We start from the raw sequence: 23,888 nt of genomic DNA, 5'->3' as shown, positions 1-23,888 counted from the left end.
AAAAAAACCAGCCATAACAGGCTGGTTTTAAAGAGTGTTTTTGGTCGGCACGAGAGGATTTGAACCTCCGACCCCCGACACCCCATGACGGTGCGCTACCAGGCTGCGCTACGTGCCGACGCATAAAAAGATACTACTCGATTCCGTTTCGAATGCAAGAGAATCTGTCGCTAACTGGTTTATAATTAATCAGTTAGCGATAAAGCGCTTCTCATCCGTCAGGACCTGCAGCAACAGGCTCAGCTGCGGTTTCTGGTCCTTCAACCGTTCACCCTGCAGATTATACGTCTGGTAATTTCCGTTACTGTTCAGCACCAGCGTCAGCGTCGGTGTGGTCACCGCCAGCGTGTTACCGTCTGCTGATGTCACCCAATTATGGCGACGCGCGGCGCTGAAGAGATCCTGCCCCTGCGAATACTCGTTTGCTGGCGTACTGACGTGCAGCAGGCGTTGCATCAGGGTCGTCATAACATCTTTATGTTCAGTGAGCATATTGATGCGCTGCGCCGGCGTTCCCGGCCAGTGGATCACCAGCGGTACATGCAGGTTCGGGCGTGACCAGCTCATGCTCTTCGTTTCGTCGCCGAGCGGTACACCATGACCTGCGGTCACAATCACGACAGTATTATCGAGCTTGCCTGATTCGCGTAGCGCGTCAAGAACGCGGCCGATCTGCGCGTCAACATTGCTGGCCGCACGGCTGTATCGGCGGGCAAAGCCAGTCTGGTTGCTGTCGTCAAGCGTGGTGCCGTTAAAGGCCACCCACGAGAACCAGCGGTTATCTTCCTGGGCGTAGCGCTGCAGCCAGTTTATCCACTGGTTTGCGGTCTGGGTATCAGACTGGCTCTGCGCAGCAGGCAGCGAGAAATCAGACAACAGCGCCTGGCGGTAGAGTGGGCTGTTAAAGCCATCGGATGAGAACAACCCTAACTGATAGCCTTGCTGATTCAGTCCGGTAATAAGCGCCGCAGGAATGCGCGCAGCCAGTACGCCATCCATGTATCCGGCAGAAATGCCATAGAACAGGCCAAAGATGCCCGCATCGGTAGTGTTCCCGGAACTCATATGCTGGGTGAACGAGACGTTTTGACTCGCGAAATCGGCCAGCGCAGGCATCTGCTTCTCGTAACGGGAATAGTTCAGACCATCGACGGTAATCAGCAGGACGTTTTGTCCGCGGCCCATATCGCGATAGCGCAGTTCACTCAGCGGATACTGAACGCTGACCGCTTCCGGATTACCCTGTTCGACCAGACGACGCTGATACTCCTGGGCATCTAACAGGCCGTGTTTCTCAAGGAAGCGACGGGCCGTCATTGGGTACGAGAGCGGCAGGTTGGCACGCTGCATCGTAATGGGGCGATAGAAGTTCGCATCCGCCCAGATGTACATGATGTGCGAACTGATAAATGAGATGAAAAAGAGTGCGGCGACGGGCTTGGCGTAGTGGCGGCGTCGGGTCAGGCTGCGGAGCTTTTGCCAGCTCCAGGTGGCGAACAACATCTCAATCAGCAGGATCACCGGGACGCTGATAAACATCAGCTGCCAGTCACGAGCCGTTTCGTTCTGGTCAGGGTTGATCACCAGTTCCCAGACGATAGGGTTAAGATGCAGGTGGAAACGGGTGAACACTTCACTGTCGATAAGCAGTAGCGTCATCCCTGCTGTGGCAAGGATTGCGGATAAGAACCGCATCAGACGCTGCGACATGACGATAAACGTCAGAGGAAACAGGATCAGCAGATAGGTGGCGAATACCAAAAAGCTAAAATGACCGACAACGCTTATCCAGGAGTAGATACGCCCGGTTAGCGTGGTTGGCCAGTCTGCGACAAACAGATAACGACAGCCAATCACCGCCGCTAACAGAATGTTAAACAGGGCAAACCAGTGTCCCCAGCTGACCATCTGGGAGACTTTTTCACGGTAGCGCTGACGATTCGTCACCATAAACTGTTGTTCGTTTCCCTTAATGGGCCTGGTCGTTGCTGACGGATGACTGTAACGCCTGGGCGAAAGATTTTGCGATCGCCTGACGCTGAGCCGGAGCAACGCTGGTGTTGATAAGGTTGGTGACCATATTTCCCAAAACCATCAGGGAGAGATCGGTCGGCGTTTTATGTTTTTCCAGTACGTTGACCAGCTCACTGAGCAGTTGTTCAACGTGTTCATCACTGTAGCGGGAATGTTGTGGCATAAATCAAAATCAGTTTGTTGATGAAAGGGCAACATATTACCGTAGCAACAGCTTTTTTTCCCCTTTTTTATCTGTTGTTGCACACATGTCCTGGTGGTGGTTGAATACCGCCCGGTCTAAAAGGAGAGTTTATCATGAGTCTGGAAATCAACCAGATTGCCTTGCACCAGCTTATCAAGCGTGATGAGCAAACCCTTGAAGTGGTGCTACGCGATTCGTTACTGGAACCCACGGCGACCGTTGTGGAAATGATGGCTGAGTTGCATCGCGTCTACAGCGCCAAAAATAAAGCCTATGGTCTGTTCAGCGAAGAGAGTGAACTGGCTGATAGCCTGCGCCTGCAGCGTCAGGGGGAAGAGGATTTCCTGGCGTTTAGCCGCGCGGCCACCGGGCGTCTGCGCGACGAGCTGGCAAAATATCCGTTCGCTGACGGCGGCATCGTCCTGTTCTGCCACTATCGCTACCTGGCGGTAGAGTATCTGCTGGTTACCGTGCTGAATAACTTGAGCAGCATGCGCGTGAATGAGCAACTGGATATCAGCTCGACGCATTATCTGGATATCAACCATGCGGATATTGTGGCGCGGATTGATTTGACCGAGTGGGAAACCAACCCGGAATCGACCCGCTACCTGACCTTCCTGAAAGGGCGTGTGGGCCGCAAAGTGGCCGATTTCTTTATGGATTTCCTCGGCGCCAGCGAAGGACTTAACGCCAAAGCGCAGAACAAAGGGCTGTTGCAGGCGGTAGATGACTTTACGGCTGAGGCGCAGCTCGATAAATCTGAACGCCAGAACGTGCGTCAGCAGGTTTACAGCTACTGCAACGAACAGCTGCAGGCGGGGGAAGAGATTGAGCTGGAGTCGCTGTCAAAAGAGCTGGCGGGCGTCAGCGAAGTCAGCTTCCAGGCGTTCACCGCAGAGAAAGGCTATGAGCTTGAAGAGAGCTTCCCAGCGGATCGCAGTACGCTGCGTCAGTTAACCAAATTTGCCGGGAGCGGCGGTGGGTTAACCATCAACTTCGATGCCATGCTGCTGGGGGAACGTATCTTCTGGGATCCTGCCACCGATACGCTGACCATCAAAGGCACGCCGCCAAACCTGCGCGATCAGCTTCAGCGTCGCACCTCGGGCGGTAAATAACCGCCATAAAAAACCCCGCCGAAGCGGGGTTTTTCTCGACAGGCTTGCGATTACGCGCGAACGAAGTCGATGTGAGTCAGTTTTGGCTTGAACGCGTGACGCTGAACAGCCTGAACTTTCACTTTTTCTTCTTTACCGCCAACAACGATGGTCAGAACTTCGCTGTAGAATTCAGCTTTGGTCTGCAGGTTCCATACTTTGTCGTGATCCAGTTCGATTGCAACTGGAGCAGCTTCGCCACCGTAAACGATAGCCGGGAACTTGTTAGCGGTACGCAGGCGGCGGCTCGCACCCTTACCCTGCACGTTACGTACTTCTGCTTCGATAGTGAACATTGATTTCTCTCTGTATTTAAAACCCTACTACAGGCGACCCAGCAGCAGGTGAGTGTTCTGCCCCACGGATGTGAAGCGGGCGGCATTTTATACTCAAACGCCGCTCACATCAATGAAAAGTCCTGCTAACCACGCAATTCGTTTGCCCGACGATAGCGACCTTCATAGTCAAAGACCTTCTCACGTACCTGCCAGAACTGGCCTTTTTTGCGGGCGACAACAAAATCCGGATGGCGCAGCAGCGCCTGCTGATGCACGATATCCGCCACGGTGATCCAGCGCAGCGGCACGCCAGGCGTGCGGGTATGCGGGCGGATAAACAGTTGCTCAAATGCCGTGCGCTGGGCTGGCGTCTGTACCCGGAACCGCTCGCTGACGTCAGCGCCGTCCTCGTCGTAATAGGTAATTTTTAGCCACTCGCCTTTTTCATCCGCGCCCGGCTGTAAGGCCATGCCGGAACAGCGCAGCACCAGCGCATCTTTCAGCTTCAGCGCCGCTTTCAGCATGTCGTCCGGGTCGACCAGCACCGTGTCGCACTCACGGCAGCGGCGGGCGGCAATGTCATTTTCGGCGTTGCACTGTGGACAGTTTTTGAAACGAAAACGGAAATCGCACTGCTCGCGATGCCCGTCATCATCTTCAAACCAGCCCTGACAGCGGCGGCCAAAGTGTTCAATCAGCGTGCCGTCGGCGGTGGTTTTCCCCCAGAAGGTGTTGGCAAACCCGCAGGCTGGACAAAACACCTGTACCGGCACGTTGTCACTTTTGCCTTTTGGCGTGCCCACTTCGGGAGAGTAAAGATCGTGCGGGTTACCGGCGTAATCGAGGATCAGACAGTCAGTTTTGCCCGGTGCCAGGCGCAGACCACGACCGACAATCTGCTGATACAGGCTGACGGATTCCGTCGGGCGCAAAATCGCAATCAGGTCGACGTGCGGGGCGTCAAAACCGGTGGTTAACACGGAAACATTCACCAGATAGCGGAACTGCTGGGCTTTAAACGCCTCAATCAGCCTGTCACGCTCAGGGCCGGGCGTTTCGCCGGTAATTAACGCGGCATCGTCAGCGGGGAGCAGTCCGGTAATTTCTCGCGCGTGCTCGACTGTCGCGGCAAAGATCATCACCCCTTTGCGCGTCGCGGCAAACTCCTCAATCTGGCTGATGATATGCGGCGTTATGCGCTTTTGCTTATTCAACTCCTGGTTGAGATCCGCTTCGCTGAATAAGCCGTTGCTCTGCGCCTGTAACCGGCTGAAGTCGTACTGTACCACCGGCATATCCAGCCGCTCGGGCGGCGTCAGGTAGCCGTGTTTAATCATGTAGCGCAGCGGAAGTTCGTAGATACAGTCGCTGAACAGCGCTTTTTCATCGCCACGCACCATGCCGTGATAATGAAAGCGGTAAATCCAGCCTTTGCCCAGGCGAAACGGGGTTGCCGTCAGGCCCAGCAGGCGTAAGTGAGGGTTCACCTCTTTCAGGTGCGTGAGGATTTGCTGATACTGGCTGTCGTCGTCATCGCTGATGCGGTGACACTCGTCGACAATCAGCAGCGAAAATTCGCTGCGAAACAGATCCAGGTTGCGGGCGACCGACTGCACGCTGCCAAAGACAACCTTACCGTGGCTCTCTTTACGCTTGAGCCCGGCGGCGAAAATATCGGCCTCCAGCCCCAGCGCGCAATACTTGGCGTGGTTCTGCGCGACCAGCTCTTTGACGTGCGCCAGCACCAGCACGCGGCCACGCGCCAGGCGGGCCAGTTCGGCAATGACCAGGCTTTTGCCTGCGCCGGTCGGGAGGACAATCGCTGCCGGTTCCCGGTGTTTGCGAAACCAGGCGAGGGTGGCGTCAACGGCTTCCTGCTGATAGGGACGAAGTGTAAAAGTCATGGTGTCTCAGTTTCGTTAATCCGCATATATACCCGTCATACTTCAAGTTGCCTGTGCGTTGGCTGCACTCGTTCACCCCGGTCACTTACTTATGTAAGCTCCCGGGGATTCACTCCTTTGCCGCCTTCATGCAACTCGAATTATTTAGGGTATAGATAGTATGCCACGAAACTTTTTCCCTTGAGTGGCGCAACCAGACCATTATACTGAACCGTTCCTGACTGCTTCTTTTTCGGACGCACGGTCCGACTTCCAGCACCATTAAGGCTAAAAAGATTTCATGCGACTTGATAAGTTTATCGCTCAGCAACTCGGCGTAAGCCGCGCTATTGCCGGGCGCGAAATTCGCGCCAGCCGCGTTACCGTGGATGGCGACATTGTGAGAGACAGCGCTTTCAAACTTCAACCTGAGCATCAGGTTGAATACGACGGCAATCCGCTGACCCAGCAGAACGGCCCGCGCTACTTCATGCTCCACAAGCCGGAAGGCTACGTCTGCTCAACGGACGATCCCGATCACCCGACGGTACTCTATTTCCTCGACGAACCGGTGGCGCATAAGCTGCATGCCGCGGGCCGCCTCGACATCGACACCACCGGGCTGGTGCTGATGACCGACGACGGGCAGTGGTCACACCGTATTACTTCCCCACGTCACCACTGCGAGAAAACCTATCTGGTCACGCTGGAGTCGCCGGTTGCGGATGACACTGCAGAGCAATTCGCGAAAGGCGTTCAGCTGCATAATGAAAAAGACCTGACTAAACCGGCGGTGCTGGACGTGATCACGCCGACGGAAGTCCGTCTTACCATCAGCGAAGGGCGTTACCATCAGGTTAAACGCATGTTTGCCGCAGTGGGTAACCGCGTTGTCGGTCTGCATCGCGAACGTATTGGCGCAATCGCGCTCGATCCCGACCTGGCGCCTGGCGAATATCGCCCGCTGACGGAAGAAGAGATCGCCAGCGTCGGTCTGCCTTCGCACTAATTTCAGGAGATTTCTGTGACCACCAGGCCACACTCGTCGTTCAAAATTGTCTTCATTCTTGGCCTGCTGGCCATGTTGATGCCGCTGTCTATAGATATGTATCTGCCCGCGCTGCCGGTCATTTCCGCGCAGTTTGGGGTACCTGCTGGCAGCGCACAGATGACGCTCAGCACCTATATTCTCGGCTTTGCTCTCGGCCAGTTATTGTACGGCCCGATGGCCGACAGCCTGGGGCGCAAACCGGTTATTCTGGGCGGAACGCTGGTCTTTGCCGGGGCGGCGGTGGCCTGCGCGCTGGCGCAAACCATCGATCATCTGATTTTCATGCGATTTTTGCACGGTCTGGCCGCTGCTGCAGCGAGTGTGGTGATCAACGCCCTGATGCGTGATATCTACCCGAAAGAAGAGTTCTCCCGCATGATGTCGTTTGTCATGCTGGTGACGACGATTGCGCCGCTGGTGGCTCCGATGGCCGGTGGGGCGGTTCTGGTGTGGTTTAGCTGGCATGCGATTTTCTGGATCCTGGCGCTGGCTGCACTGCTGGCCTCGGCAATGATTTTCTTCTTTATTGATGAAACGCTTCCTGCCGAGCACCGCCAGAAATTCCACATTCGCACCACAATAGGTAACTTTGCCTCGCTGTTTCGCCACAAGCGCGTGCTGAGCTATATGCTGGCAAGCGGGTTCAGCTTCGCCGGGATGTTCTCCTTCCTGAGCGCCGGGCCGTTTGTTTATATCGAGCTGAACCATGTTTCTCCGCAGCACTTCGGCTATTATTTTGCGCTCAATATCGTCTTCCTGTTTGTACTGACTATTATTAACAGCCGCTTTGTCCGGCGGGTCGGCGCGCTGAACATGTTCCGCGCCGGGCTGTGGATCCAGTTTGTGATGGCTGTCTGGCTGGTGGTCAGTGCATTCCTGGGCGTGGGCTTCTGGGCGCTGGTGATTGGCGTGGCGGCCTTTGTGGGCTGCGTGTCGATGATATCCTCAAATGCGATGGCGGTGATCCTCGATGAATTCCCGCATATGGCGGGAACTGCATCGTCACTGGCGGGGACGTTCCGCTTCGGCATTGGCGCCATCGTCGGGGCATTACTGTCTATGGCGACCTTCACCACGGCCTGGCCTATGCTATGGGCGATGGCGTTTTGCGCAACCAGCTCCGTCCTCTTCTGTCTTTATGCCAGCCGACCACGGAAAGTGGCTCATTGATGAGCAGATAAGGCCCGACAGGGCCTTTTTTGTTGATACATATCAACCAAACCCGCGTTCGTTTATCCCGTGTTTGTTTATTTTATGTAAAATCTATTTATGTAAAAAGTCACATCATTGTATTCAAAAAGGTTGAGTTAGATCGCAGAAACGGGTACATATAGCGCCGACGTGAACCTCTATACCGATAAAAAAGCGCTGAATAGTGCAGGTTAGCGATGATGTGTTACTATAAATGTAAATAAATTGTGAAGTAAATTTTGCTTCCGGGGAACGAACGTGAATACATTACAACTCTCCATTGTCCATCGCTTGCCCCAGAGCTATCGCTGGTCGGCGGGTTTTGCAGGTTCGAAAGTTGAACCGATTCCGCAAAACGGCGCGGGCAGTGACAATTGCCTCGTGGCGCTCAAACTGTTGAGCCCAAGCGACGAAAATGCGTGGCGGGTGATGGAGCGTCTCAGTCAGGCCCTGACGGATATCGAAGTGGACAGCTCCGTACTGGAGTGCGAAGGCGAGCCGTGCCTGTTTGTTAAAAGCCAGGATGAATTTGCCGCCACCTGCCGTCTGAAAAACTTTGGTGTTGCGATTGCTGAGCCTTTTTCCGGCCAGTACCCGTTCTGAGCGCTAGTCTGCTGCCAGCAGCTGGCGCTTGTAGCTCTGCGTTGGCGCAGTAAATACGCGCTGGCATTCCCCCTGTTCGACCACCTCACCCTGTCGCAAAACAATCACCTGATGGCATAGCGCCCGTACCACCTGCAGATCGTGGCTGATGAAGATATAGGCCAGCCGATGCTTTTCCTGTAGCCCTTTCAGCAATGCCAGAATCTGCGCCTGGACGGTTCTGTCCAGAGAGGAGGTGGGTTCATCCAGAATAATCAGCTCCGGTTTCAGGATCAGCGCACGGGCGATGGCGATACGCTGGCGCTGCCCGCCGGAAAATTCCGCCGGATAACGGTGACGGGTATCGGGATCTAAGCCCACTTCGGCCATCGCCAGTATGACCTCCTGCTCACGCTGCTGCGCGTTCAGGCCGGGCTGGTGAACGCGCAAACCCTCTTCGACAATCTGCAATACGCTGAGCCGCGGGTTAAGTGAGGAGTTGGGATCCTGAAACACCACCTGCATACGCGGGCGCACCGGCAACATCTGGCGGCGGTTCCAGCGGTGCACCGGCATGTCGTCAAAAAGGATCTCGCCCTGAGAGGCAATTAAGCGCAGCAGTGCCAGACCGGTGGTGCTTTTACCCGAACCGGATTCGCCCACCAGCCCCAGGGATTCACCGGGACGCAGCGAGAAGCGGATATTTTTCAGGACCGGGTTTGGGTCGACGATACGCCGCAGAATGCCTTTGCGTATCGGGAAGGAGACGGACAAATCCTCAACGCGCAGCAGCGGAGTGCTGTCCGCTGTGAGCGGAACCGGGTCGCCGGAAGGTTCGCTGTTGAGCAGACGTTGCGTATAAGGGTGCTGTGGCGCGCTCAGCAGCGTGGATGCGCTATTCTGTTCAACGCATCGGCCGTTTTGCATGACCGCGACGCTGTCCGCCAGCTTTTTCACAATACTCAGGTTGTGCGTGATAAACAGCAGGCTCATGTTCAGCTCGTCGCGCAGCTCCCGCAGCAGCGTCAATATTTGCCCCTGCACCGTCACGTCCAGCGCCGTCGTCGGCTCGTCGGCAATTAACAGTTCGGGCCGGGTGAGCAGAGCCATAGCAATCATCACTCGCTGGCGTTCACCGCCGGAGAGCTGATGCGGAAAATCATTCAGCCGTTTGGCCGCATTGCGTATGCCCGTCCGTTCAAGACAATCCAGTATTTCCCCCCGCGCAGCCTCTTTGCGCATGCCCCGGTGCAGAGACAAGACTTCATAGAGCTGTTTCTCCAGGGTATGCAGGGGGTTGAGAGAGACCATGGGCTCCTGGAAGATCATGGCAATTTTATTGCCGCGAATACCGCGCAGGGTATGTTCGTCGGCATGAAGCAGTGAACTGCCGTGAAAAAGAATATCCCCCTGCGGATAGCTCGCCGGTGGTGAAGGCAGCAGCCGCAGGATAGAGAGCGCTGAAACACTCTTACCTGAACCGGATTCCCCCACCAGGGCCAGCGTTTCACCGCGCTGGATCTGCAGCGACAAATCGGTGACCACGGTGCGCGTCTCACCCTGTTTCGAGAAAGCAATCGACAGGTTATCAATACTGAGAAGAGGCTGGGTCATCTTATACCGCCTTATTGGGGTCAAAGGCATCGCGCACGGCTTCGCCAATAAAAATCAGCAGCGAAAGCAGCACGGCCACGGAAAGAAAGGCGGTGATGCCTAACCACGGTGCCTGAAGGTTATTCTTGCCCTGCAGCAGCAGTTCGCCGAGCGACGGTGAGCCCAACGGCAGGCCAAAGCCCAGAAAATCCAGCGAGGTGAGGGTGGTAATGGAGCTGCACAGAATAAACGGCAGGAAGGTGAGCGTGGCCACGACGGCATTAGGCAGCATATGGCGGAAGATGATCCCCCGGTCGCTCACCCCAAGCGCCTGCGCGGCGCGAATATAGTCGAAATTGCGGGTGCGCAGGAACTCCGCTCGCACGACACCCACCAGCGCCATCCAGCCGAACAGAACGGTGATGCCGAGCAGCCACCAGAAGTTCGGCTGTACCACGCTGGACAGCAGGATGATCAAAAATAGCGTTGGCATACCGGACCAGACTTCGATGATACGCTGGCCCCACAGGTCAATTTTCCCGCCGTAGTAGCCCTGAACGGCACCCGCCACCACGCCCATCACGCTGGAGAAGAGTGTCAGCATCAGCCCAAAGAGAATTGAAATCCTTGTGCCATAGAGAATGCGTGCCAGCACATCACCACCGTTAGCGTCCGTCCCCAGCCAGTTTTGCGTCGAGGGTGGGGAAGGGAAGGGGGTCGTGGTGGCAAAGTTTATGCTGTTCGCACCAAAACGCACCGGCGCCCAGAGGGCCCAGCCGTGCTGCTCAATCTGCTGGCGCAGCCACGGATCCTGATACTCCGCCGGTGTTGCAAACGGGCCACCAAAGTCGCTTTCACTGTAGTTAGCCAGCACCGGCACATACCAGCGGTCGTTAAAATGCACCAGCAGCGGTTTGTCGTTGGCGATAAGCTCCGAACACATGCTCAGGACAAACAGGACGGCAAAAATCCACAGCGACCAGTAGCCGCGACGGTTGTGGCGAAAACGGGCCCAGCGGGCCTGGTTGACGGGGCTTAAACGCGGCATCAGCGGCCCTCAAAATCAATTCGGGGATCGACCAGCGTATAGCTGATATCGCTGACGATATTCAGCAGCAGGCCAATCAGGGTGAAAATATAGAGTGTGCCAAACATCACCGGATAATCACGCGACACGGTGGCCTCATAGCCCAGCAGCCCCAGACCGTTGAGCGAGAACATCACCTCTATCAACAGTGAGCCGGTAAAAAACATACTGATGAACGTGGCGGGAAATCCGGCAATCACCAGCAGCATGGCGTTGCGGAAGACGTGTTTCCACATAATCTGCTTTTCGCTGACCCCTTTGGCGCGGGCCGTGACAACATACTGCTTGCGGATTTCATCGAGAAACGCGTTTTTGGTCAGCATGGTCAGAGCGGCAAACCCACCGATCACCGTTGCCAGAACCGGCAGCGTGATATGCCAGAGATAGTCGGTGATTTTCTGATACCACGGCAGCGTGCTGAAATCGGCGGAGACTAAACCTCGTAGCGGGAAGATGTCGAAATAGCTGCCCCCGGCAAAGAAGACGATCAGCAGGACGGCAAACAGGAACGCCGGGATGGCATAGCCGATGATGATGAAGGTGCTGCTCCAGATATCGAAGCGGCTGCCGCTGTAAACCGCTTTACGGATCCCGAGCGGGATAGAGACCAGGTAGATAATCAGCGTTCCCCACAGCCCCAGCGTGACCGAAACCGGCAGGCTTTGCTTTATCAACGTTAACACTGACGCACTGCGAAACAGGCTATCGCCAAAATCAAAGCGGATATAATCCCAGAGCATCTTGAAATAGCGCTCGTGAATGGGCTTATCGAAGCCGTAGCGGTGGGTGATCTCGGCGATCACCTCAGGATCAAGCCCGCGCCCGCCGCGATAGTGGCTTTCACTGATATTCCCCACGCCGGTACGCGCATGGCTCGCGCCCATGCCTTCTCCGCCGCCGCCGGGCATGCCGCCGTTGTTACCAAACTCAATAGCAGCAATCGCCTGATCGACCGGGCCGCCGGGGGCGATTTGCACGATAAAAAAGTTAATGGTGATGATGGCCCACAGCGTGGGAATGACCAGCAGCAGACGGCGAATCAGATAGGCACCCATGATGATTCCTTATCGCCGCTCAGCGGGCAGTCTGGCGGCTTTATTGACGTCATACCACCAGGTGTCAAAGCCCAGCGAGTAGACAGGGCGCACGGCAGGTACGGAGAATTTATCCCAGCGTGCCAGACGGTCTTCGCCCATATACCACATGGGCAGCATGTAGTAGTTCCAGGTTAAGACCCTGTCGAGGGCACGGCCGAGCGGCAGGAGTTTTGCTTTATCGCCCTGCGCCGCCACTATTTTCGCAATCAGCGCATCAATCGCCGGGCTTTTTACCCCTGGCGCATTGTATGATGAGTCGATGTAGCTGGAAGCCCAGGAAATTTGCAGGTCCGAGCTCGGCCACGGCTGAGCCGGCCACAGACGCTGCATCATGTCGTAATCACGGTTGCGCATGCGGTTGGTGATCTGCGCGTTATCGACCTGGCGAATGTTCATGGTAATCCCCAGTCGCTCCAGGTTGTGCTTAAACGGCAGTACCCACTGATCGTTGCCCCCGGATGAGAGCAGCAGCTCAAAGCTGAGAGGCTTACCCGTTTTGGCATCCACGCGCTTTTGATTTTTAAGGTGCCAGCCCGCCTCATCCAGCAGCTTGCTGGCCTTAAGCAGGTTGTCGCGGTCGTAGCCGTCACCGTTTGAGGCCGGGGGCTGAAAGACCGTGGTAAACACCTCCGGCGGCACTTCCGCCTTCAGCGGGGCCAGCAGAACCAGTTCGTCGGCTTTCGGATAATCACGCGCGGCATATTCCGTATTCTGGAAATAGCTGTTCGCACGGCTGTAAGCCCCGTAAAACAGCGCTTTGTTCATCCATTCAAAATCAAAGGCCAGGGAAATCGCTTCCCGAACGCGGCGGTCAGCGAATACCGGACGCTGAATATTAAACGCCAGCCAGCGCGTGTCCTGGGCGGATTCGTTTTTATGCTCGTCTTTAACGATATAGCCTTTCGCGAAATTCTTGCCGATATAACGGGTCGCCCAGTTTTTCGCGCTGCTCTCCACGCGTAAATCGAAGGCGCCCGCTTTGAACGCTTCAAATGCGACATTATCGTCAAGGTAGTAATCATAGCGAAGGGTGTCGAAATTCCAGCGCCCACGGTTTACCGGCAGGTTTGCCGCCCAGTAATCTTTCACCCGGGAATAGACCACGTACTGCCCCATGCGCCAGTCGGTGATGCGGTAGGGGCCGCCGGCCAGCGGCGGCGTGGAGAGCGGGTCGCTGAGCTTATGATTTTTCCAGAACGATTCAGGCATAACCGGCAGCGAAAACAGGCTGAGCATATTCTCTTTATTCGGCTCACTCAGCTCAATGCGCACGGTCAGGGGGGCAATGGCGCGCACCGTTGCGCCTTTATACACAATGCGGAACTGGGGTACGCCTTCGGTCATAAATTTATGAAACGTAAAGGCCACGTCGCTGGCCTTAACCGGCGAGCCATCGTGAAAACGGGCCCGAGGGTTGAGCGAAATTTCGGCCCAGGCGAAGTTATCCGCATAGCGGACATTATCAGCAATCAGCGGATAGTAGCTGCCGGGTTCATCATCGGAGGTCACAAAAAGCGTATCGTAAAGGGATTCCGTTCGCGCCGCCGCGACGCCACGCAGGGCGAAGCGGTTAAAGTTGTCAAATGTTCCCGTGGCGGAGAGCGTGACCTTTCCGCCTTTGGGGGCGGCAGGATTGACGTAATCGAAGTGCGTAAAATTGACCGCGTACTTTGGCTCGCCAATCACGGCGAACGCGATGTTTTCTTTGATGGTTTGCGCCTGGCTCGACAGGCTTGCTAATACCAACAAAAGCAACATGAAGCGCATAAACATCTCGCGGCGGCTCCCTTTTTTACAGACCGGCTCAGTTAAGCTGAATAATAAGTGACGTCACAGGCAATGTGAAATTATTCGGCCTGAGACGACACCTTATTTTGCCAGGTGCGGAACTGTTCCAGCGGCATAGGACGGCTAATCCAGTATCCCTGCAGGAAGTGGACGCCATGCTCACGCAGCCAGGCAGCCTGTTCCGGCGTTTCCACCCCTTCCGCAACGGTTAACATATTCAGCTTTCTTGCCAGCGTCAGCACAGCATCCAGCACCGGAGAGGTGACGGTTTCGGTGCCAATTGCGTTGACAAACCCACGGTCGATTTTCAGGTAGTCCATGGTGAAATGTTCAAGATAGATCAGCGCACTGTGGCCGGTACCGAAATCATCAATGGCGATTTCGAATCCTTCGTTATGTAGCCATTCGAAGAGGCTGCTGGCTTCCCGATGGTTAAGCATGTCGCGCTCGGTGATCTCCAGCACGATCTGGAAGTAATCTGGCGGCAGTAAGCTTTTGAAGGTGCGCATATCATCTTTGAAGCTTTCCGCATGCAGATGCCCCGGCGCGATATTGATCCCCAGTTTTGCGCCCGGCGGCAGCACGGTTTGTAACACCGGCGCATCGCGAATGATGAGGTCAAACAGATGCAGCGTCAGCGGGACAATCAGTTTTTGCGCTTCGGCAAAATTGATAAAGGCGTCCGGTGGGATCTCACCCATGGTCGGGTGTTTCCAGCGCATCAGCACTTCAACGCCCCGCATCTGAAGTGCATCCGTATCCACCACTGGCTGATAAACCACATAAAACTGACCGCGCTTGATGGCGCTCAGAATTTCTTTGCCCGGGTTGAGACGCAGGGTGAGGATGTAGAAGTTAAGCGACCCTGCCGCAATCCCGCATAACAGTCCGAAGAACAGGGCGAAGAGGATCTCGTCGCTCGTCCACTCCCTGGCGTACAGTTTGATGGTCAGAGGGACCTCTGTGAGCGTCGCGGTGCGCGCAGGCGTTTGATGTAAATCACGCGCCCTGACGAGGGTGCTTGAGGCGGTGGATAATGCATTGTCGCCGATGATAATCGCGATGCCGGCAAACTCTTCCTGGCGCGCGGTATAAAGCAGGTACGGCGTCAGGTTGAGATTCACCGAGGTGAATACACCGCCGTCCTTCACTAACGGATTACGATACCAGATGGCAATGGCGGGTCTGTTGGGCAGCATGGGCGTGCCGGGCAGCAGTGCGATATCAATCTGCTTGTTGATGTGCAGTTCGGGTATCAGCTCCTCCATCGGCGTATTCATCGGCCCTGTGGCTGACGAGCAGAACGCCATTTTGTTTCTGACCAGCAGAAAGGCGCGCACGTTGATGCTGAAGGCCGCGCGCGAGGTAAGCTCCGCGTTAACGTCCTGGCAATTATTCAGCGTGAGCGGCTGGAGTACGTCGATCGAGGTTTTCAGCTCCTCGAAATAGTTCTCCATGTAGATGCTCACATCCTTAATTAGCGTATCGAATCGGATTTCCCGCTTATGGTAGCTCCAGAAAAATTGCAATGAGCCCAGGAGGATAGCCGCGATCAGGCCGGTAATAATGCTGATGAACAGTATCTTGCGATGACTGGCGAAGTAGCGGGTGAGCATAAACGTCGTGATTCCTGAATTGCCGCTGATTATATTCAGTGTAACGGGCAAAAAAAAGCACCGCCTAAGCAGTGCTTTTTTTTATTATATCGCCAGCCAAGGGATAACCAGCGATACAATCATGATATTAACTGCGTGTCAGTACGCGGCGCGCTTCGTTGTAGCGCTTCTTCCAGTACGGTTCGTTCATGCTGGAGATGGTGACGCCGCTGCTGGTGGAGGCATGTACAAACTGGTCATTACCAATGTAGATGCCAACGTGTCGACCTGTTGAACCAGCACGGAACAGAACTAAGTCACCGGTGCGCAGTTTGGTGCGGGAAATTGACTTGCCCATCTCCTGCTGTTCGTAGGTCGAACGCGGAAGATCTAATCCAAATTGCTCACGGAACGTACGTTGTACAAAACTGGAACAGTCAATACCTTTTTTAGTATTGCCGCCAAGACGATAACGCACGCCTTTCCAGTCAGCATACTGGTCCATAATACGGGACTTCACGTCCAGATTACGTACCATATTTTCAAATTCATCCTGAGAAGCTTGCAGTGAAGAGGAATCTTCCGTTCCCACAACACGCGTCTCAGGATGCATATTCTTTGCGGTGTTCGATGTACTACATGCAGATAACAGTACCGCGACTGCTATCGCCGGGATCCCCCGTAAGATATATCTCAGAAACGGTTGAGATTTGACCATTTTGTTTATTTTCCCTTGAAGTCCTTAACGACAAATATCGTTATAAAAATGCCAAACGTGACGAGACTAATTATCTGTACACAATGAGACAATTGTTTCTGATGACATTTGTGGCACAGCGCACAAAATTATTCACCATCGAAATAATTATCCCTATGGGGCAAAACGAGTTCGAGATTAACCGATTGCCTGGGGTATTGCGAGTAAAAAAACCGTTTTTTTTATAAGAAATTGTGATACGGAAAGTAAAAATGGGCAATTGCTCAAAATAGCGGCAGATCCGCAGCGTTATCGCGCAATTGCTTCATTTTTATCATGAATACGATGACGAGAATATGACAGCGTGAAAGGATCGGGGGACGTGATCTATCAGGGATCGCAATGATCCCTGACGATTAACGTTAAAAAACGGTAGTTATTTGTTTAATACTTGTTGCTTTCTGCGCGGGAGATAGCGATCAAAAACGGCAATCAGGCGATCGCTCAAGGGGGTCATCAGCACCCACGGCAGACCAATCAGCACTGCTGAAAGAGAACCCACGACAATATCCGTCAGCCAGTGAGCGCCAATCATCACGCGCGGGAAGGCAAATATCACCACAATAAGCAGGGCAATAGTGAATGCCTTCTTGCCGAAATAGCGCAGCATGAAACCCGAAAAAATAAGCAGCATCATGCCGTGATCGCCCGGAAAACTGTCTTTCGACGCATCTTTCGTTGGAATATGCAGCAATTCGCTGACGCGGTAAATATTCGGGAAAGAGAGCGACGGGCTGGCGCGTTTTACCGGCATCAGATGTTGCGCCAGCTGATTAATAACCACCGCAGCCAGAAGCATCACCAGACCGATGATCAGGATACGGCGACGCCCTGTGCCATCCTCTTTGAGCCAGAAAGAGAGCATCAGACCGCCCATCGCCAGCAAGGAAATGCCGTCGAAGGCGCGGTTGTTGGTGATCGCCACCAGCCACAGAAACGCATCGCTCTTCACCAGCGCCTGGTTGAAGAAATGAAACAGGCCTGAATCCAGCGGGAACCAGAAACCGTGATTCGCCGGGATATACCAGGAGAAAAAGAGCGCCAGACCGGCGACATTAAGCAGTAATATCAGGGGAAATCGAGTTGTCATAACGTTCAGCATAGAGTGAAAACTGGGGCAACGTTAGCCGCCTGAACTTAAACGAAGCTTCAACAGGCTGGACTGCAGGGCATTCCAGTCGGCGTTAACCGCACTAATTAACTCTATTCGGCTATCCGGCGGCGCGACGTTTTGCGTTTCGATAAAGAAATCCTCGCCCTGGCGGTTGATCCGCACCATCCCGTCTGGCGTGCGCATAATGCCTTTTACGCGATCAACCGGCGCAAGTCTGGCCCACTCAAGGGTGCCTATGGTGTCGAAAACCGTATCGGCATCGAAAATCCATCCGCAGGCCTGATATCCCTGGCCGCTGTTCAGATTACGTCGCCAGCGCTGGTGCTCTGGCAGGCTAAGCGCCGCCAGTCCCTGTTTAACGGGATGGTGATGAGCATGCTCCGCGCTGGCCGGGAGTTCCGCCAGATTCTGGCGAGGAAGGTCGAGCAGGGCGCTATCGATTTTTCCCTGGGTGGTCTGCACGCGGGTACGATTGCCGCCGAAGTGTTGCCACCACGCCTCCAGCGCGGCCTGGCTTTCCGCCGTGGCGCGATCTTCTTTATTAGCGACAATAACGTCCGCCGAGGCGAGCTGATCGCGGAAGTTCTCATTGGCCACCGCTTTTTCATCAAGCAGCAGACGCGGGTCGAGCAGGCACAGGGTGGCGCGCAGATCGATCCACGGCTCGTAGACCGGTGCGGTCAGCAAATCGAGGATCTGCTTCGGATGGCCCAGACCGGTAGGCTCAATCAGCAGGCGGTCCGGTTTACCCTGACGCAGCAGCGTATTGAGCCCGACCTGCATCGGCAGGCCATTGACGCAGCACATGCACCCGCCGGGGATCTCTTTAATCATTGCGCCACTCTCTGACAGCAGCGCACCATCAATGCCCACTTCGCCAAATTCATTGACCAGTACGGCCCATTTTTCTGCAGGATCTTTATTCGCCAGCAGATGGAGAATTGAGGTGGTTTTACCGCTGCCGAGAAAACCGGTGATGAGGTTCGTTTTGGTCACATGCACTCCAGTCGAGAATTGTGATGCTATAACACTATTCTCTTATCCTGGCGAAAAACGTACCCAATGAGAAGGGGAAGGGCGAACGGAGGCGACGTCCGTTCGCGTTAAGCGCAATAATCGTTAAATATTTAACGTTTCTATAACAGCCTGACGGGCGCCGCGGCGGGTGATGCGCGCGTATGCCTCGCTTACCGCCTCAACAAATACGCTATTCTGGGGGAGATCGTGGCCAAAGACTTCGCTCAGCCCCAGCAGCGCGTTAACGCGGTCAGCGTCGCGGCTGGCCCCGACAATCGCGCGAATTTTATCGCTGAGGGGATCGCGAACATCAATCGCGTTGCCGCGTTCGTCGGTACCGCTGACGTACCGTATCCAGCCGGCAACGCCCAGTGCCAGAAGAGGCCAGTCGGTATTTCGCTCAAGGTGGATGCGGATGCCATCCAGCATCCGTTGCGGCAGTTTCTGGCTACCGTCCATCGCAATCTGCCAGGTCCGGTGTTGCAGCGCCGGGTTGGCGAAGCGCGCAATCAGGCTGTCGGCATAGGCGGTCAGGTCCACATCCTTTATACGCAGCGTAGGCGCCTGCTCCTCCAGCATTAACCGCCGGGCGGCTTCACGGAAGGCGGCATCCTCCATACATTCATTAATATGCGCGTACCCGGCGAGGTATCCCAGATACGCCAGGAAAGAGTGGCTGCCGTTGAGCATGCGTAATTTCATCTGTTCCCACGGCAGAACGTCCTGCACCATCTGGACACCTGCCACTTCCCACTCCGGACGCCCGGCAACAAAATTATCTTCCACCACCCACTGAATAAACGGCTCGCAGCTGATGGCACACGGATCGTCGACGCCGAGCGCATCGGCGATTTCTGCAAGCGAGGCCTCCGTCGCCGCGGGAACAATTCTGTCGACCATCGTGCCCGGAAAACTCACGTGGCCTTCGATCCACTCCGCCAGCGCCGGGGAACGTTTCTGCGCCATGCCAAGCACGGCATTTTTCACCACGTGGCCATTGTCAGGAATATTGTCACAGGAAAGCACGGTAAACGCTGGCAAACCTCGCTCGCGGCGGCGATGTAGCGCCTCGACCAGGATCCCAGGCGCAGAATGCGGTTCGGCGGGGTTGTCCAGGTCGTGCTGGATCCGCGCGTTTTGTCGATCCAGCTTACCGGTCGCGGGATCGATGCAGTAGCCTTTCTCGGTGATGGTGAGCGATACAATCGCCACCTGGGGCTCACAAAATTTCTCAATAATGGCGGACAGGGAATCAAGCTTTGCATTCAGGCATTCATGAACGGCGCCGACAATGATTGGCTGATTTCCTTCAGCACCTTTCTCCAGCACGGTAAACAGATGATCCTGCGTGCGCAGCTGGCCCATCAGCACATCGCCGCTAAAGAGGCTAATCTCACAAATCCCCCAGTCGCCGCCTTTTTCATTCAGCACCCGGTTTGTTAACAGCGCCTGGTGCGCGCGGTGAAATGCGCCAAAGCCAAAATGGACGATCCGGGAGCGTAATTGCTTGCGATCGTAGCGAGGTTGCTGAACATGGGCAGGAAGCGAGGTGGAGGCAATTGTCTTCATGAAATACACACCTGATTAACCATTAATTAACAATGCCAGTGTAAAGTTATATGACAGCAAATAAAATTGGTGAGCCGTAAATATCCCCGTTCTGTGAGTTAGATCAATCAACGTGTGGCGGTATGTTGACCCTGTACGCTAAACATGTATGGTAGTCGTCATTGCAGTAACGCATATTGGTATAACAACTTTAGAGGGTGAGGCAATGGAACAAACCTGGCGTTGGTACGGGCCGAACGATCCGGTTTCTCTTGATGATGTGCGTCAGGCTGGCGCAACGGGTGTCGTGACGGCGCTGCATCACATTCCTAACGGCCAGGTCTGGCCGGTTGAGGAAATTCAACAGCGCCAGGCGCTGCTGGCGGAGAAGGGATTAACCTGGTCTGTCGTGGAGAGCATTCCGGTCCACGAAGATATCAAAACCCATTCCGGGGATTACCAGACCTGGATTGCGAACTACCAGCAGAGCATTCGCAACCTGGCGGCCTGCGGCGTTGATACGGTTTGCTATAACTTCATGCCTATTCTGGACTGGACGCGGACCGATCTGGAATACCCGATGCCGGACGGCTCAAAAGCGCTGCGTTTCGACCAGATTGCCTTTGCGGCATTTGAGCTGCACATCCTGAAACGCCCTGGCGCCGACGCGGATTACACCGCTGAAGAGCAGCAGCAGGCGCTTCAATGGTTTAATGACGCGAGTGCAGCGGATATTGAAAAGCTGACCCGCAACATCATTGCGGGCCTGCCGGGCGCAGAAGAGGGGTACACGCTGGACCAGTTCCGCGCGCGTCTGGCGGAATACGGCGATATTGATAAGAACCAGCTGCGTGAAAACATGGCTTATTTCCTGCGCGCTATCGTACCGGTTGCGGAAGAAGTCGGCGTGCGTCTGGCCGTGCATCCGGACGATCCACCGCGTCCTATCCTCGGTCTGCCGCGCATCGTTTCCACTATCGAAGATATGCAGTGGCTGAAAGAGACGGTCAACAGCATCTATAACGGCTTTACCATGTGTACGGGTTCCTACGGTGTTCGCGCGGATAACGACCTGGTGCAGATGATTGAAGCCTTTGGCGATCGCATTCACTTCACGCATTTGCGCGCAACCTGCCGGGAGGATAATCCTAAGACCTTCCACGAAGCCGCGCACCTGGGCGGAGACGTCAATATGGTCGCGGTGGTCGATGCCATCCTGGCAGAAGAGGCGCGTCGTAAGCAGGCTGGCGATGTCCGTCCTATTCCGTTCCGCCCGGACCACGGGCACCAGATGCTGGACGATCTGCGCAAGAAAACCAACCCAGGCTATTCGGCGATAGGCCGACTTAAAGGGATGGCGGAAGTGCGCGGCGTTGAGCTGGCGCTGAAGATGACGAAGTATCCGGAGCTTCTGTAACCGGAATTGCCGGGTGGCGGCTTCGCCTTACCCGGCCTACAGAAACAAAAAACCAGCTTCAGAGCTGGTTTCGTAGGCCCGGTAAGCGTAGCGCCACCGGGCGAAAAGCACGATACGCTATCAGTCAGCGCGACCCATATAGCGTTTTTCTTCGATATGGATGCGGATCTTCTCGCCTGCGGAGAGGTATTCCGGTACCTGCACAACCAGACCGGTGGTCAGAGTGGCAGGTTTGTTGCGGGCACTTGCGGATGCGCCCTTGATGCCAGGTGCCGTCTCAACGATTTCCAGATCGACGGTCTGAGGCAGTTCCAGCGCCAGCAGCACGCCATCCCAGGTCAGAACCTGCATGTCAGGCATACCGCCTTCAGGGATGAACAGCAGCTCTTCTTCAATCTGATCTTTGGTGAAGATATACGGGGTGTAATCTTCTTTATCCATGAACACGTACTCGTTGCCGTCGACGTAAGAGAAATCAACATAGCGACGGGTCAGGGTCACGGTATCGACAATATCGTCACCTTTAAAGCGCTCTTCCACTTTCAGGCCGGTACGCACATCGGCAAAACGCATTTTGTACAGCGTGGCAGCACCACGGGCGCTAGGGGCCTGAATGTCGATGTCTTTCACAATCAGCAGTTTGCCGTTGTAATTCAGTACCATACCTTTCTTAATTTCGTTCGCTCTTGGCATTGCAATAATCCTGTTTACGGGAGGTAAAAAATATCGCGCCAAATTACTCGTGCGCGGCCTTTCAGGCAAGCGGAATTCGTGGCTTTTGCTATCAACGCACAAAAGGTGTTACTGTGCGCCCGATGCCCGACTGCACGGGCTTCGTCACTGAGAGAGCATGTATGGATTGTCGTCCAGATTGCGGCGCGTGCTGTACCGCTCCGTCCATTTCAAGCCCGATACCCGGAATGCCGGAGGGCAAGCCCGCCAATACCCGCTGTGTTCAGCTCTCTGAATCCAACCTGTGTATGATCTTTGGTTCGCCCCTGCGCCCGAAGGTCTGCTCCGGGCTACAGCCTGGGGTCGAGATGTGCGGCAGTTCGCGCGCGCAGGCGATGATCTACCTGCTTGAGCTGGAAGCGCTCACCGCGCCTTAAACGTCTTTGATTCTCGCCAGACAGCCAATGGTCAGCGTACACATCACCAGCGCAATCCAGAACACCGTGTGGTAGTTCCAGATCTCAGCAACGACCCCGGCCATGGAGCCTGCTATAATCCAGCCCACGCGCGTGGTATTAGTATAAAGGGTGGTCGCTGAGCCTGCCTGGCCCGGCATCAGATCCTGGAAGTAGAGCATGCCAATCCCCGCCAGAATCCCGATATAGATGGCGTTCAGCAGCTGTAAAGCCAGCAGCAGCCCCGGCGTATGGACCGTCAGCATACCAACGTAGAACAGCAGCCCGGCGACGGCCGCGATGCGCATCAAAAAACGTTTTCCGAAACGCTTCGCGTAATAGCCCGCTATCAGCATGGTCGGGATCTCCAGACCGGCAGCGGTGCCCATCATTATGCCGGCCAGTTTCTCCGGCAGATGCAGTTCATCAATAATAAACAGCGGCATGTTAATGATATACAGGCTGTTGGTGCCCCACATCAGCGTGCAGATAATAAACAGCAGCAGGGCATCGCGACGATTACGGCGCGGGGCCTCCAGGACGCCTGTCGCCACTTTGGGCTCTTTGCGCATTGACGGCAGGAAGCACCACACCATCGCACCGCACGCCACAAACGCGACCGCCGCGCTCAGGTACATCATCGTAAAGCCAAACCCCATCGCCAGCGCGTAAGCCAGCGGCGGGCCAATCACCCACGCCAGCGACACCTGAGCACGTAGGACCGAGCTGAACATCACCGCTTCACGCCCGGTATGGTCGGCATGCTCGCGGGCGAGGGCAAACAGCTGCGGGTTGGCGGTTGAGCCAAAGCTGCTCAGAAAAACCCCCACGAACAACAAAATGAAGTAGCTACGGTTCCAGGCAAACAAAACGCAGGCCAGGACGCCCATCAGGCAGCAGAAAACGATCAGGCTTTTACGATCGCCTTTTCGGTCGGAACGGCCCGCCAGGAACTGGCTTACCAGGATGCCGATAATGGCGCTCCCGGTAAAAAAGAAGCCAACCATCGCAGGACGGGCGTGAACCTCGTTGGTCAGGAATAAGCTCAGTGTTGGGGTTTGCAACGCGCCAGCAATGCCCGTGAAGAAGGCAACAATCAGGAACGCCGTTGACGTCAAATCGAAGGGCTTCGGCGAGGTGGCCGCAGGGGTGTTATGCATGTTTTATAATTAGCGAGTAACAGAGAGGGGCGGAGTTTACGCCGTTAGCTAAAAAATAAACAGTGGACGAGGTCAATGATGCCACGAAAAATCAAAATGGCATTTCAACTTCTCATCCTGCTGGCTGAACTTAGCTGAAACTGATTTGCTGAACTTCAGCAAAATTCAGCTGAATGCGGAAGAAATGTGCTGCATCTCTAAATTCTGAGATCGGAAATACGACTT

The 23,888-nt window shown here is 55.1% G+C and carries 21 protein-coding genes and 1 tRNA gene; 6 read left to right on the top strand and 16 right to left on the bottom strand.

What is annotated here, in order from left to right; translation table 11 throughout:
• Positions 1-41: 41 nt before the first annotated feature.
• From ACOTY9_RS06020 to ACOTY9_RS06010, 3 genes are all read right to left on the bottom strand, one after another.
• A tRNA-Pro gene (locus tag ACOTY9_RS06020) sits at positions 42-118 on the bottom strand.
• Positions 119-189: 71 nt separating this feature from the next.
• Positions 190-1,950, bottom strand: coding sequence for an LPS biosynthesis-modulating metalloenzyme YejM (gene yejM, locus ACOTY9_RS06015; RefSeq protein ID WP_023330941.1), 1,761 nt, complete (start codon positions 1,948-1,950; stop codon positions 190-192).
• Positions 1,951-1,969: 19 nt separating this feature from the next.
• Positions 1,970-2,197 carry a YejL family protein gene (locus ACOTY9_RS06010; RefSeq protein WP_014884596.1) on the bottom strand — a complete coding sequence of 76 codons (228 nt, stop codon included), beginning with the start codon at positions 2,195-2,197 and terminating at the stop codon, positions 1,970-1,972.
• Positions 2,198-2,331: 134 nt separating this feature from the next.
• Between ACOTY9_RS06010 and yejK the strand changes: the two genes are divergently transcribed.
• Positions 2,332-3,339, top strand: coding sequence for a nucleoid-associated protein YejK (yejK, locus tag ACOTY9_RS06005; protein ID WP_014884595.1), 1,008 nt, complete (start codon positions 2,332-2,334; stop codon positions 3,337-3,339).
• A gap of 50 nt (positions 3,340-3,389) precedes the next feature.
• Here yejK and rplY read toward each other — a convergent pair whose 3' ends face one another.
• Together rplY and ACOTY9_RS05995 are read right to left on the bottom strand one after the other, a co-directional pair.
• The gene (gene rplY, locus ACOTY9_RS06000; protein WP_014884594.1) at positions 3,390-3,674 is read right to left on the bottom strand and encodes a 50S ribosomal protein L25; all 285 of its coding nucleotides are present in this window, start codon (positions 3,672-3,674) and stop codon (positions 3,390-3,392) included.
• A gap of 125 nt (positions 3,675-3,799) precedes the next feature.
• On the bottom strand, positions 3,800-5,560 hold the full coding sequence (locus ACOTY9_RS05995; RefSeq protein ID WP_045281821.1) for a DEAD/DEAH box helicase: 1,761 nt from the start codon (positions 5,558-5,560) through the stop codon (positions 3,800-3,802).
• A 280-nt stretch (positions 5,561-5,840) separates the two neighbouring features.
• Here ACOTY9_RS05995 and rsuA point away from each other — a divergent pair, with 280 nt between their 5' ends.
• The 3 genes from rsuA to ACOTY9_RS05980 all read left to right on the top strand — a co-directional run bounded on the left by rsuA (position 5,841) and on the right by ACOTY9_RS05980 (position 8,384).
• Entirely contained in the window at positions 5,841-6,548 is a 708-nt protein-coding gene (gene rsuA, locus ACOTY9_RS05990; protein WP_014884592.1) for a 16S rRNA pseudouridine(516) synthase RsuA, read from the top strand.
• Positions 6,549-6,563: 15 nt separating this feature from the next.
• Positions 6,564-7,760 (top strand): Bcr/CflA family multidrug efflux MFS transporter, encoded by a 1,197-nt coding sequence (locus ACOTY9_RS05985; protein ID WP_023330939.1) that lies wholly within the window; start codon positions 6,564-6,566, stop codon positions 7,758-7,760.
• 279 nt (positions 7,761-8,039) lie between these two features.
• On the top strand, positions 8,040-8,384 hold the full coding sequence (locus tag ACOTY9_RS05980) for a YejG family protein (protein WP_014884590.1): 345 nt from the start codon (positions 8,040-8,042) through the stop codon (positions 8,382-8,384).
• A 3-nt stretch (positions 8,385-8,387) separates the two neighbouring features.
• On the opposite strand, the gene yejF is transcribed toward ACOTY9_RS05980, so the two are convergent.
• The 9 genes from yejF to ACOTY9_RS05935 all read right to left on the bottom strand — a co-directional run bounded on the left by yejF (position 8,388) and on the right by ACOTY9_RS05935 (position 19,980).
• Entirely contained in the window at positions 8,388-9,977 is a 1,590-nt protein-coding gene (yejF, locus tag ACOTY9_RS05975) for a microcin C ABC transporter ATP-binding protein YejF (RefSeq protein WP_421637311.1), read from the bottom strand.
• Between the two features lies 1 nt (position 9,978).
• On the bottom strand, positions 9,979-11,004 hold the full coding sequence (locus ACOTY9_RS05970; protein WP_014884588.1) for an ABC transporter permease: 1,026 nt from the start codon (positions 11,002-11,004) through the stop codon (positions 9,979-9,981).
• A complete protein-coding gene (locus tag ACOTY9_RS05965; protein ID WP_059372068.1) occupies positions 11,004-12,098 on the bottom strand; it encodes a microcin C ABC transporter permease YejB in 1,095 nt (364 codons plus the stop codon). The genes ACOTY9_RS05970 and ACOTY9_RS05965 overlap by 1 nt, the downstream gene beginning before the upstream one ends.
• Positions 12,099-12,107: 9 nt before the next feature.
• The gene (locus tag ACOTY9_RS05960) at positions 12,108-13,913 is read right to left on the bottom strand and encodes an extracellular solute-binding protein (RefSeq protein WP_063434014.1); all 1,806 of its coding nucleotides are present in this window, start codon (positions 13,911-13,913) and stop codon (positions 12,108-12,110) included.
• 74 nt (positions 13,914-13,987) lie between these two features.
• Positions 13,988-15,544 carry a cyclic di-GMP phosphodiesterase gene (locus ACOTY9_RS05955; RefSeq protein WP_248082913.1) on the bottom strand — a complete coding sequence of 519 codons (1,557 nt, stop codon included), beginning with the start codon at positions 15,542-15,544 and terminating at the stop codon, positions 13,988-13,990.
• A gap of 127 nt (positions 15,545-15,671) precedes the next feature.
• Positions 15,672-16,241: a bifunctional murein DD-endopeptidase/murein LD-carboxypeptidase gene (gene mepS / locus ACOTY9_RS05950; RefSeq protein ID WP_014884584.1), complete on the bottom strand. Its 570-nt coding sequence runs from the start codon at positions 16,239-16,241 to the stop codon at positions 15,672-15,674.
• A 415-nt stretch (positions 16,242-16,656) separates the two neighbouring features.
• Positions 16,657-17,370 carry a phosphatase PAP2 family protein gene (locus ACOTY9_RS05945; RefSeq protein ID WP_014884583.1) on the bottom strand — a complete coding sequence of 238 codons (714 nt, stop codon included), beginning with the start codon at positions 17,368-17,370 and terminating at the stop codon, positions 16,657-16,659.
• Positions 17,371-17,403: 33 nt separating this feature from the next.
• Complete coding sequence (locus tag ACOTY9_RS05940; RefSeq protein WP_045134310.1) at positions 17,404-18,390, bottom strand: CobW family GTP-binding protein; 987 nt, start codon at positions 18,388-18,390, stop codon at positions 17,404-17,406.
• Between the two features lie 123 nt (positions 18,391-18,513).
• Positions 18,514-19,980, bottom strand: a complete 1,467-nt coding sequence (locus ACOTY9_RS05935; protein ID WP_348565376.1) for a fructuronate reductase — start codon at positions 19,978-19,980, stop codon at positions 18,514-18,516.
• A 205-nt stretch (positions 19,981-20,185) separates the two neighbouring features.
• Here ACOTY9_RS05935 and uxuA point away from each other — a divergent pair, with 205 nt between their 5' ends.
• On the top strand, positions 20,186-21,376 hold the full coding sequence (uxuA, locus tag ACOTY9_RS05930; RefSeq protein ID WP_348565377.1) for a mannonate dehydratase: 1,191 nt from the start codon (positions 20,186-20,188) through the stop codon (positions 21,374-21,376).
• Between the two features lie 120 nt (positions 21,377-21,496).
• Here the strand turns inward: uxuA and yeiP are convergent, their stop codons facing one another.
• Positions 21,497-22,069 carry an elongation factor P-like protein YeiP gene (gene yeiP / locus ACOTY9_RS05925; protein ID WP_014884579.1) on the bottom strand — a complete coding sequence of 191 codons (573 nt, stop codon included), beginning with the start codon at positions 22,067-22,069 and terminating at the stop codon, positions 21,497-21,499.
• A gap of 161 nt (positions 22,070-22,230) precedes the next feature.
• Here yeiP and ACOTY9_RS05920 point away from each other — a divergent pair, with 161 nt between their 5' ends.
• A complete protein-coding gene (locus ACOTY9_RS05920) occupies positions 22,231-22,485 on the top strand; it encodes a YkgJ family cysteine cluster protein (protein ID WP_014884578.1) in 255 nt (84 codons plus the stop codon).
• Here the strand turns inward: ACOTY9_RS05920 and setB are convergent.
• Positions 22,482-23,663: a sugar efflux transporter SetB gene (gene setB / locus ACOTY9_RS05915; protein ID WP_071922037.1), complete on the bottom strand. Its 1,182-nt coding sequence runs from the start codon at positions 23,661-23,663 to the stop codon at positions 22,482-22,484. The two genes, ACOTY9_RS05920 and setB, sit on opposite strands and share 4 nt — an antisense overlap.
• Between the last annotated feature and the right edge of the window lie 225 nt (positions 23,664-23,888).

Origin of the sequence: Enterobacter cloacae complex sp. SHL012, from assembly GCF_049237505.1 — a bacterium.
GTDB classification, from domain to species: domain Bacteria; phylum Pseudomonadota; class Gammaproteobacteria; order Enterobacterales; family Enterobacteriaceae; genus Enterobacter; species Enterobacter kobei.
Note: the sequence above shows the minus strand (reverse complement) of the source record. Positions and strands in the feature narration are given on the sequence as shown.

Bases quoted from the DNA above. Each gene is read 5' to 3' on its own strand.
- yejM (WP_023330941.1), bottom strand. From the start codon at position 1,950: ATGGTGACGAATCGTCAGCGCTACCGTGAAAAAGTCTCCCAGATGGTC.
- ACOTY9_RS06010 (WP_014884596.1), bottom strand. From the start codon at position 2,197: ATGCCACAACATTCCCGCTACAGTGATGAACACGTTGAACAACTGCTC.
- yejK (WP_014884595.1), top strand. From the start codon at position 2,332: ATGAGTCTGGAAATCAACCAGATTGCCTTGCACCAGCTTATCAAGCGT.
- rplY (WP_014884594.1), bottom strand. From the start codon at position 3,674: ATGTTCACTATCGAAGCAGAAGTACGTAACGTGCAGGGTAAGGGTGCG.
- ACOTY9_RS05995 (WP_045281821.1), bottom strand. From the start codon at position 5,560: ATGACTTTTACACTTCGTCCCTATCAGCAGGAAGCCGTTGACGCCACC.
- rsuA (WP_014884592.1), top strand. From the start codon at position 5,841: ATGCGACTTGATAAGTTTATCGCTCAGCAACTCGGCGTAAGCCGCGCT.
- yejF (WP_421637311.1), bottom strand. From the start codon at position 9,977: ATGACCCAGCCTCTTCTCAGTATTGATAACCTGTCGATTGCTTTCTCG.
- ACOTY9_RS05970 (WP_014884588.1), bottom strand. From the start codon at position 11,004: ATGCCGCGTTTAAGCCCCGTCAACCAGGCCCGCTGGGCCCGTTTTCGC.
- ACOTY9_RS05965 (WP_059372068.1), bottom strand. From the start codon at position 12,098: ATGGGTGCCTATCTGATTCGCCGTCTGCTGCTGGTCATTCCCACGCTG.
- ACOTY9_RS05960 (WP_063434014.1), bottom strand. From the start codon at position 13,913: ATGTTTATGCGCTTCATGTTGCTTTTGTTGGTATTAGCAAGCCTGTCG.
- ACOTY9_RS05955 (WP_248082913.1), bottom strand. From the start codon at position 15,544: ATGCTCACCCGCTACTTCGCCAGTCATCGCAAGATACTGTTCATCAGC.
- mepS (WP_014884584.1), bottom strand. From the start codon at position 16,241: ATGGTCAAATCTCAACCGTTTCTGAGATATATCTTACGGGGGATCCCG.
- ACOTY9_RS05945 (WP_014884583.1), bottom strand. From the start codon at position 17,370: ATGACAACTCGATTTCCCCTGATATTACTGCTTAATGTCGCCGGTCTG.
- ACOTY9_RS05935 (WP_348565376.1), bottom strand. From the start codon at position 19,980: ATGAAGACAATTGCCTCCACCTCGCTTCCTGCCCATGTTCAGCAACCT.
- uxuA (WP_348565377.1), top strand. From the start codon at position 20,186: ATGGAACAAACCTGGCGTTGGTACGGGCCGAACGATCCGGTTTCTCTT.
- yeiP (WP_014884579.1), bottom strand. From the start codon at position 22,069: ATGCCAAGAGCGAACGAAATTAAGAAAGGTATGGTACTGAATTACAAC.
- ACOTY9_RS05920 (WP_014884578.1), top strand. From the start codon at position 22,231: ATGGATTGTCGTCCAGATTGCGGCGCGTGCTGTACCGCTCCGTCCATT.
- setB (WP_071922037.1), bottom strand. From the start codon at position 23,663: ATGCATAACACCCCTGCGGCCACCTCGCCGAAGCCCTTCGATTTGACG.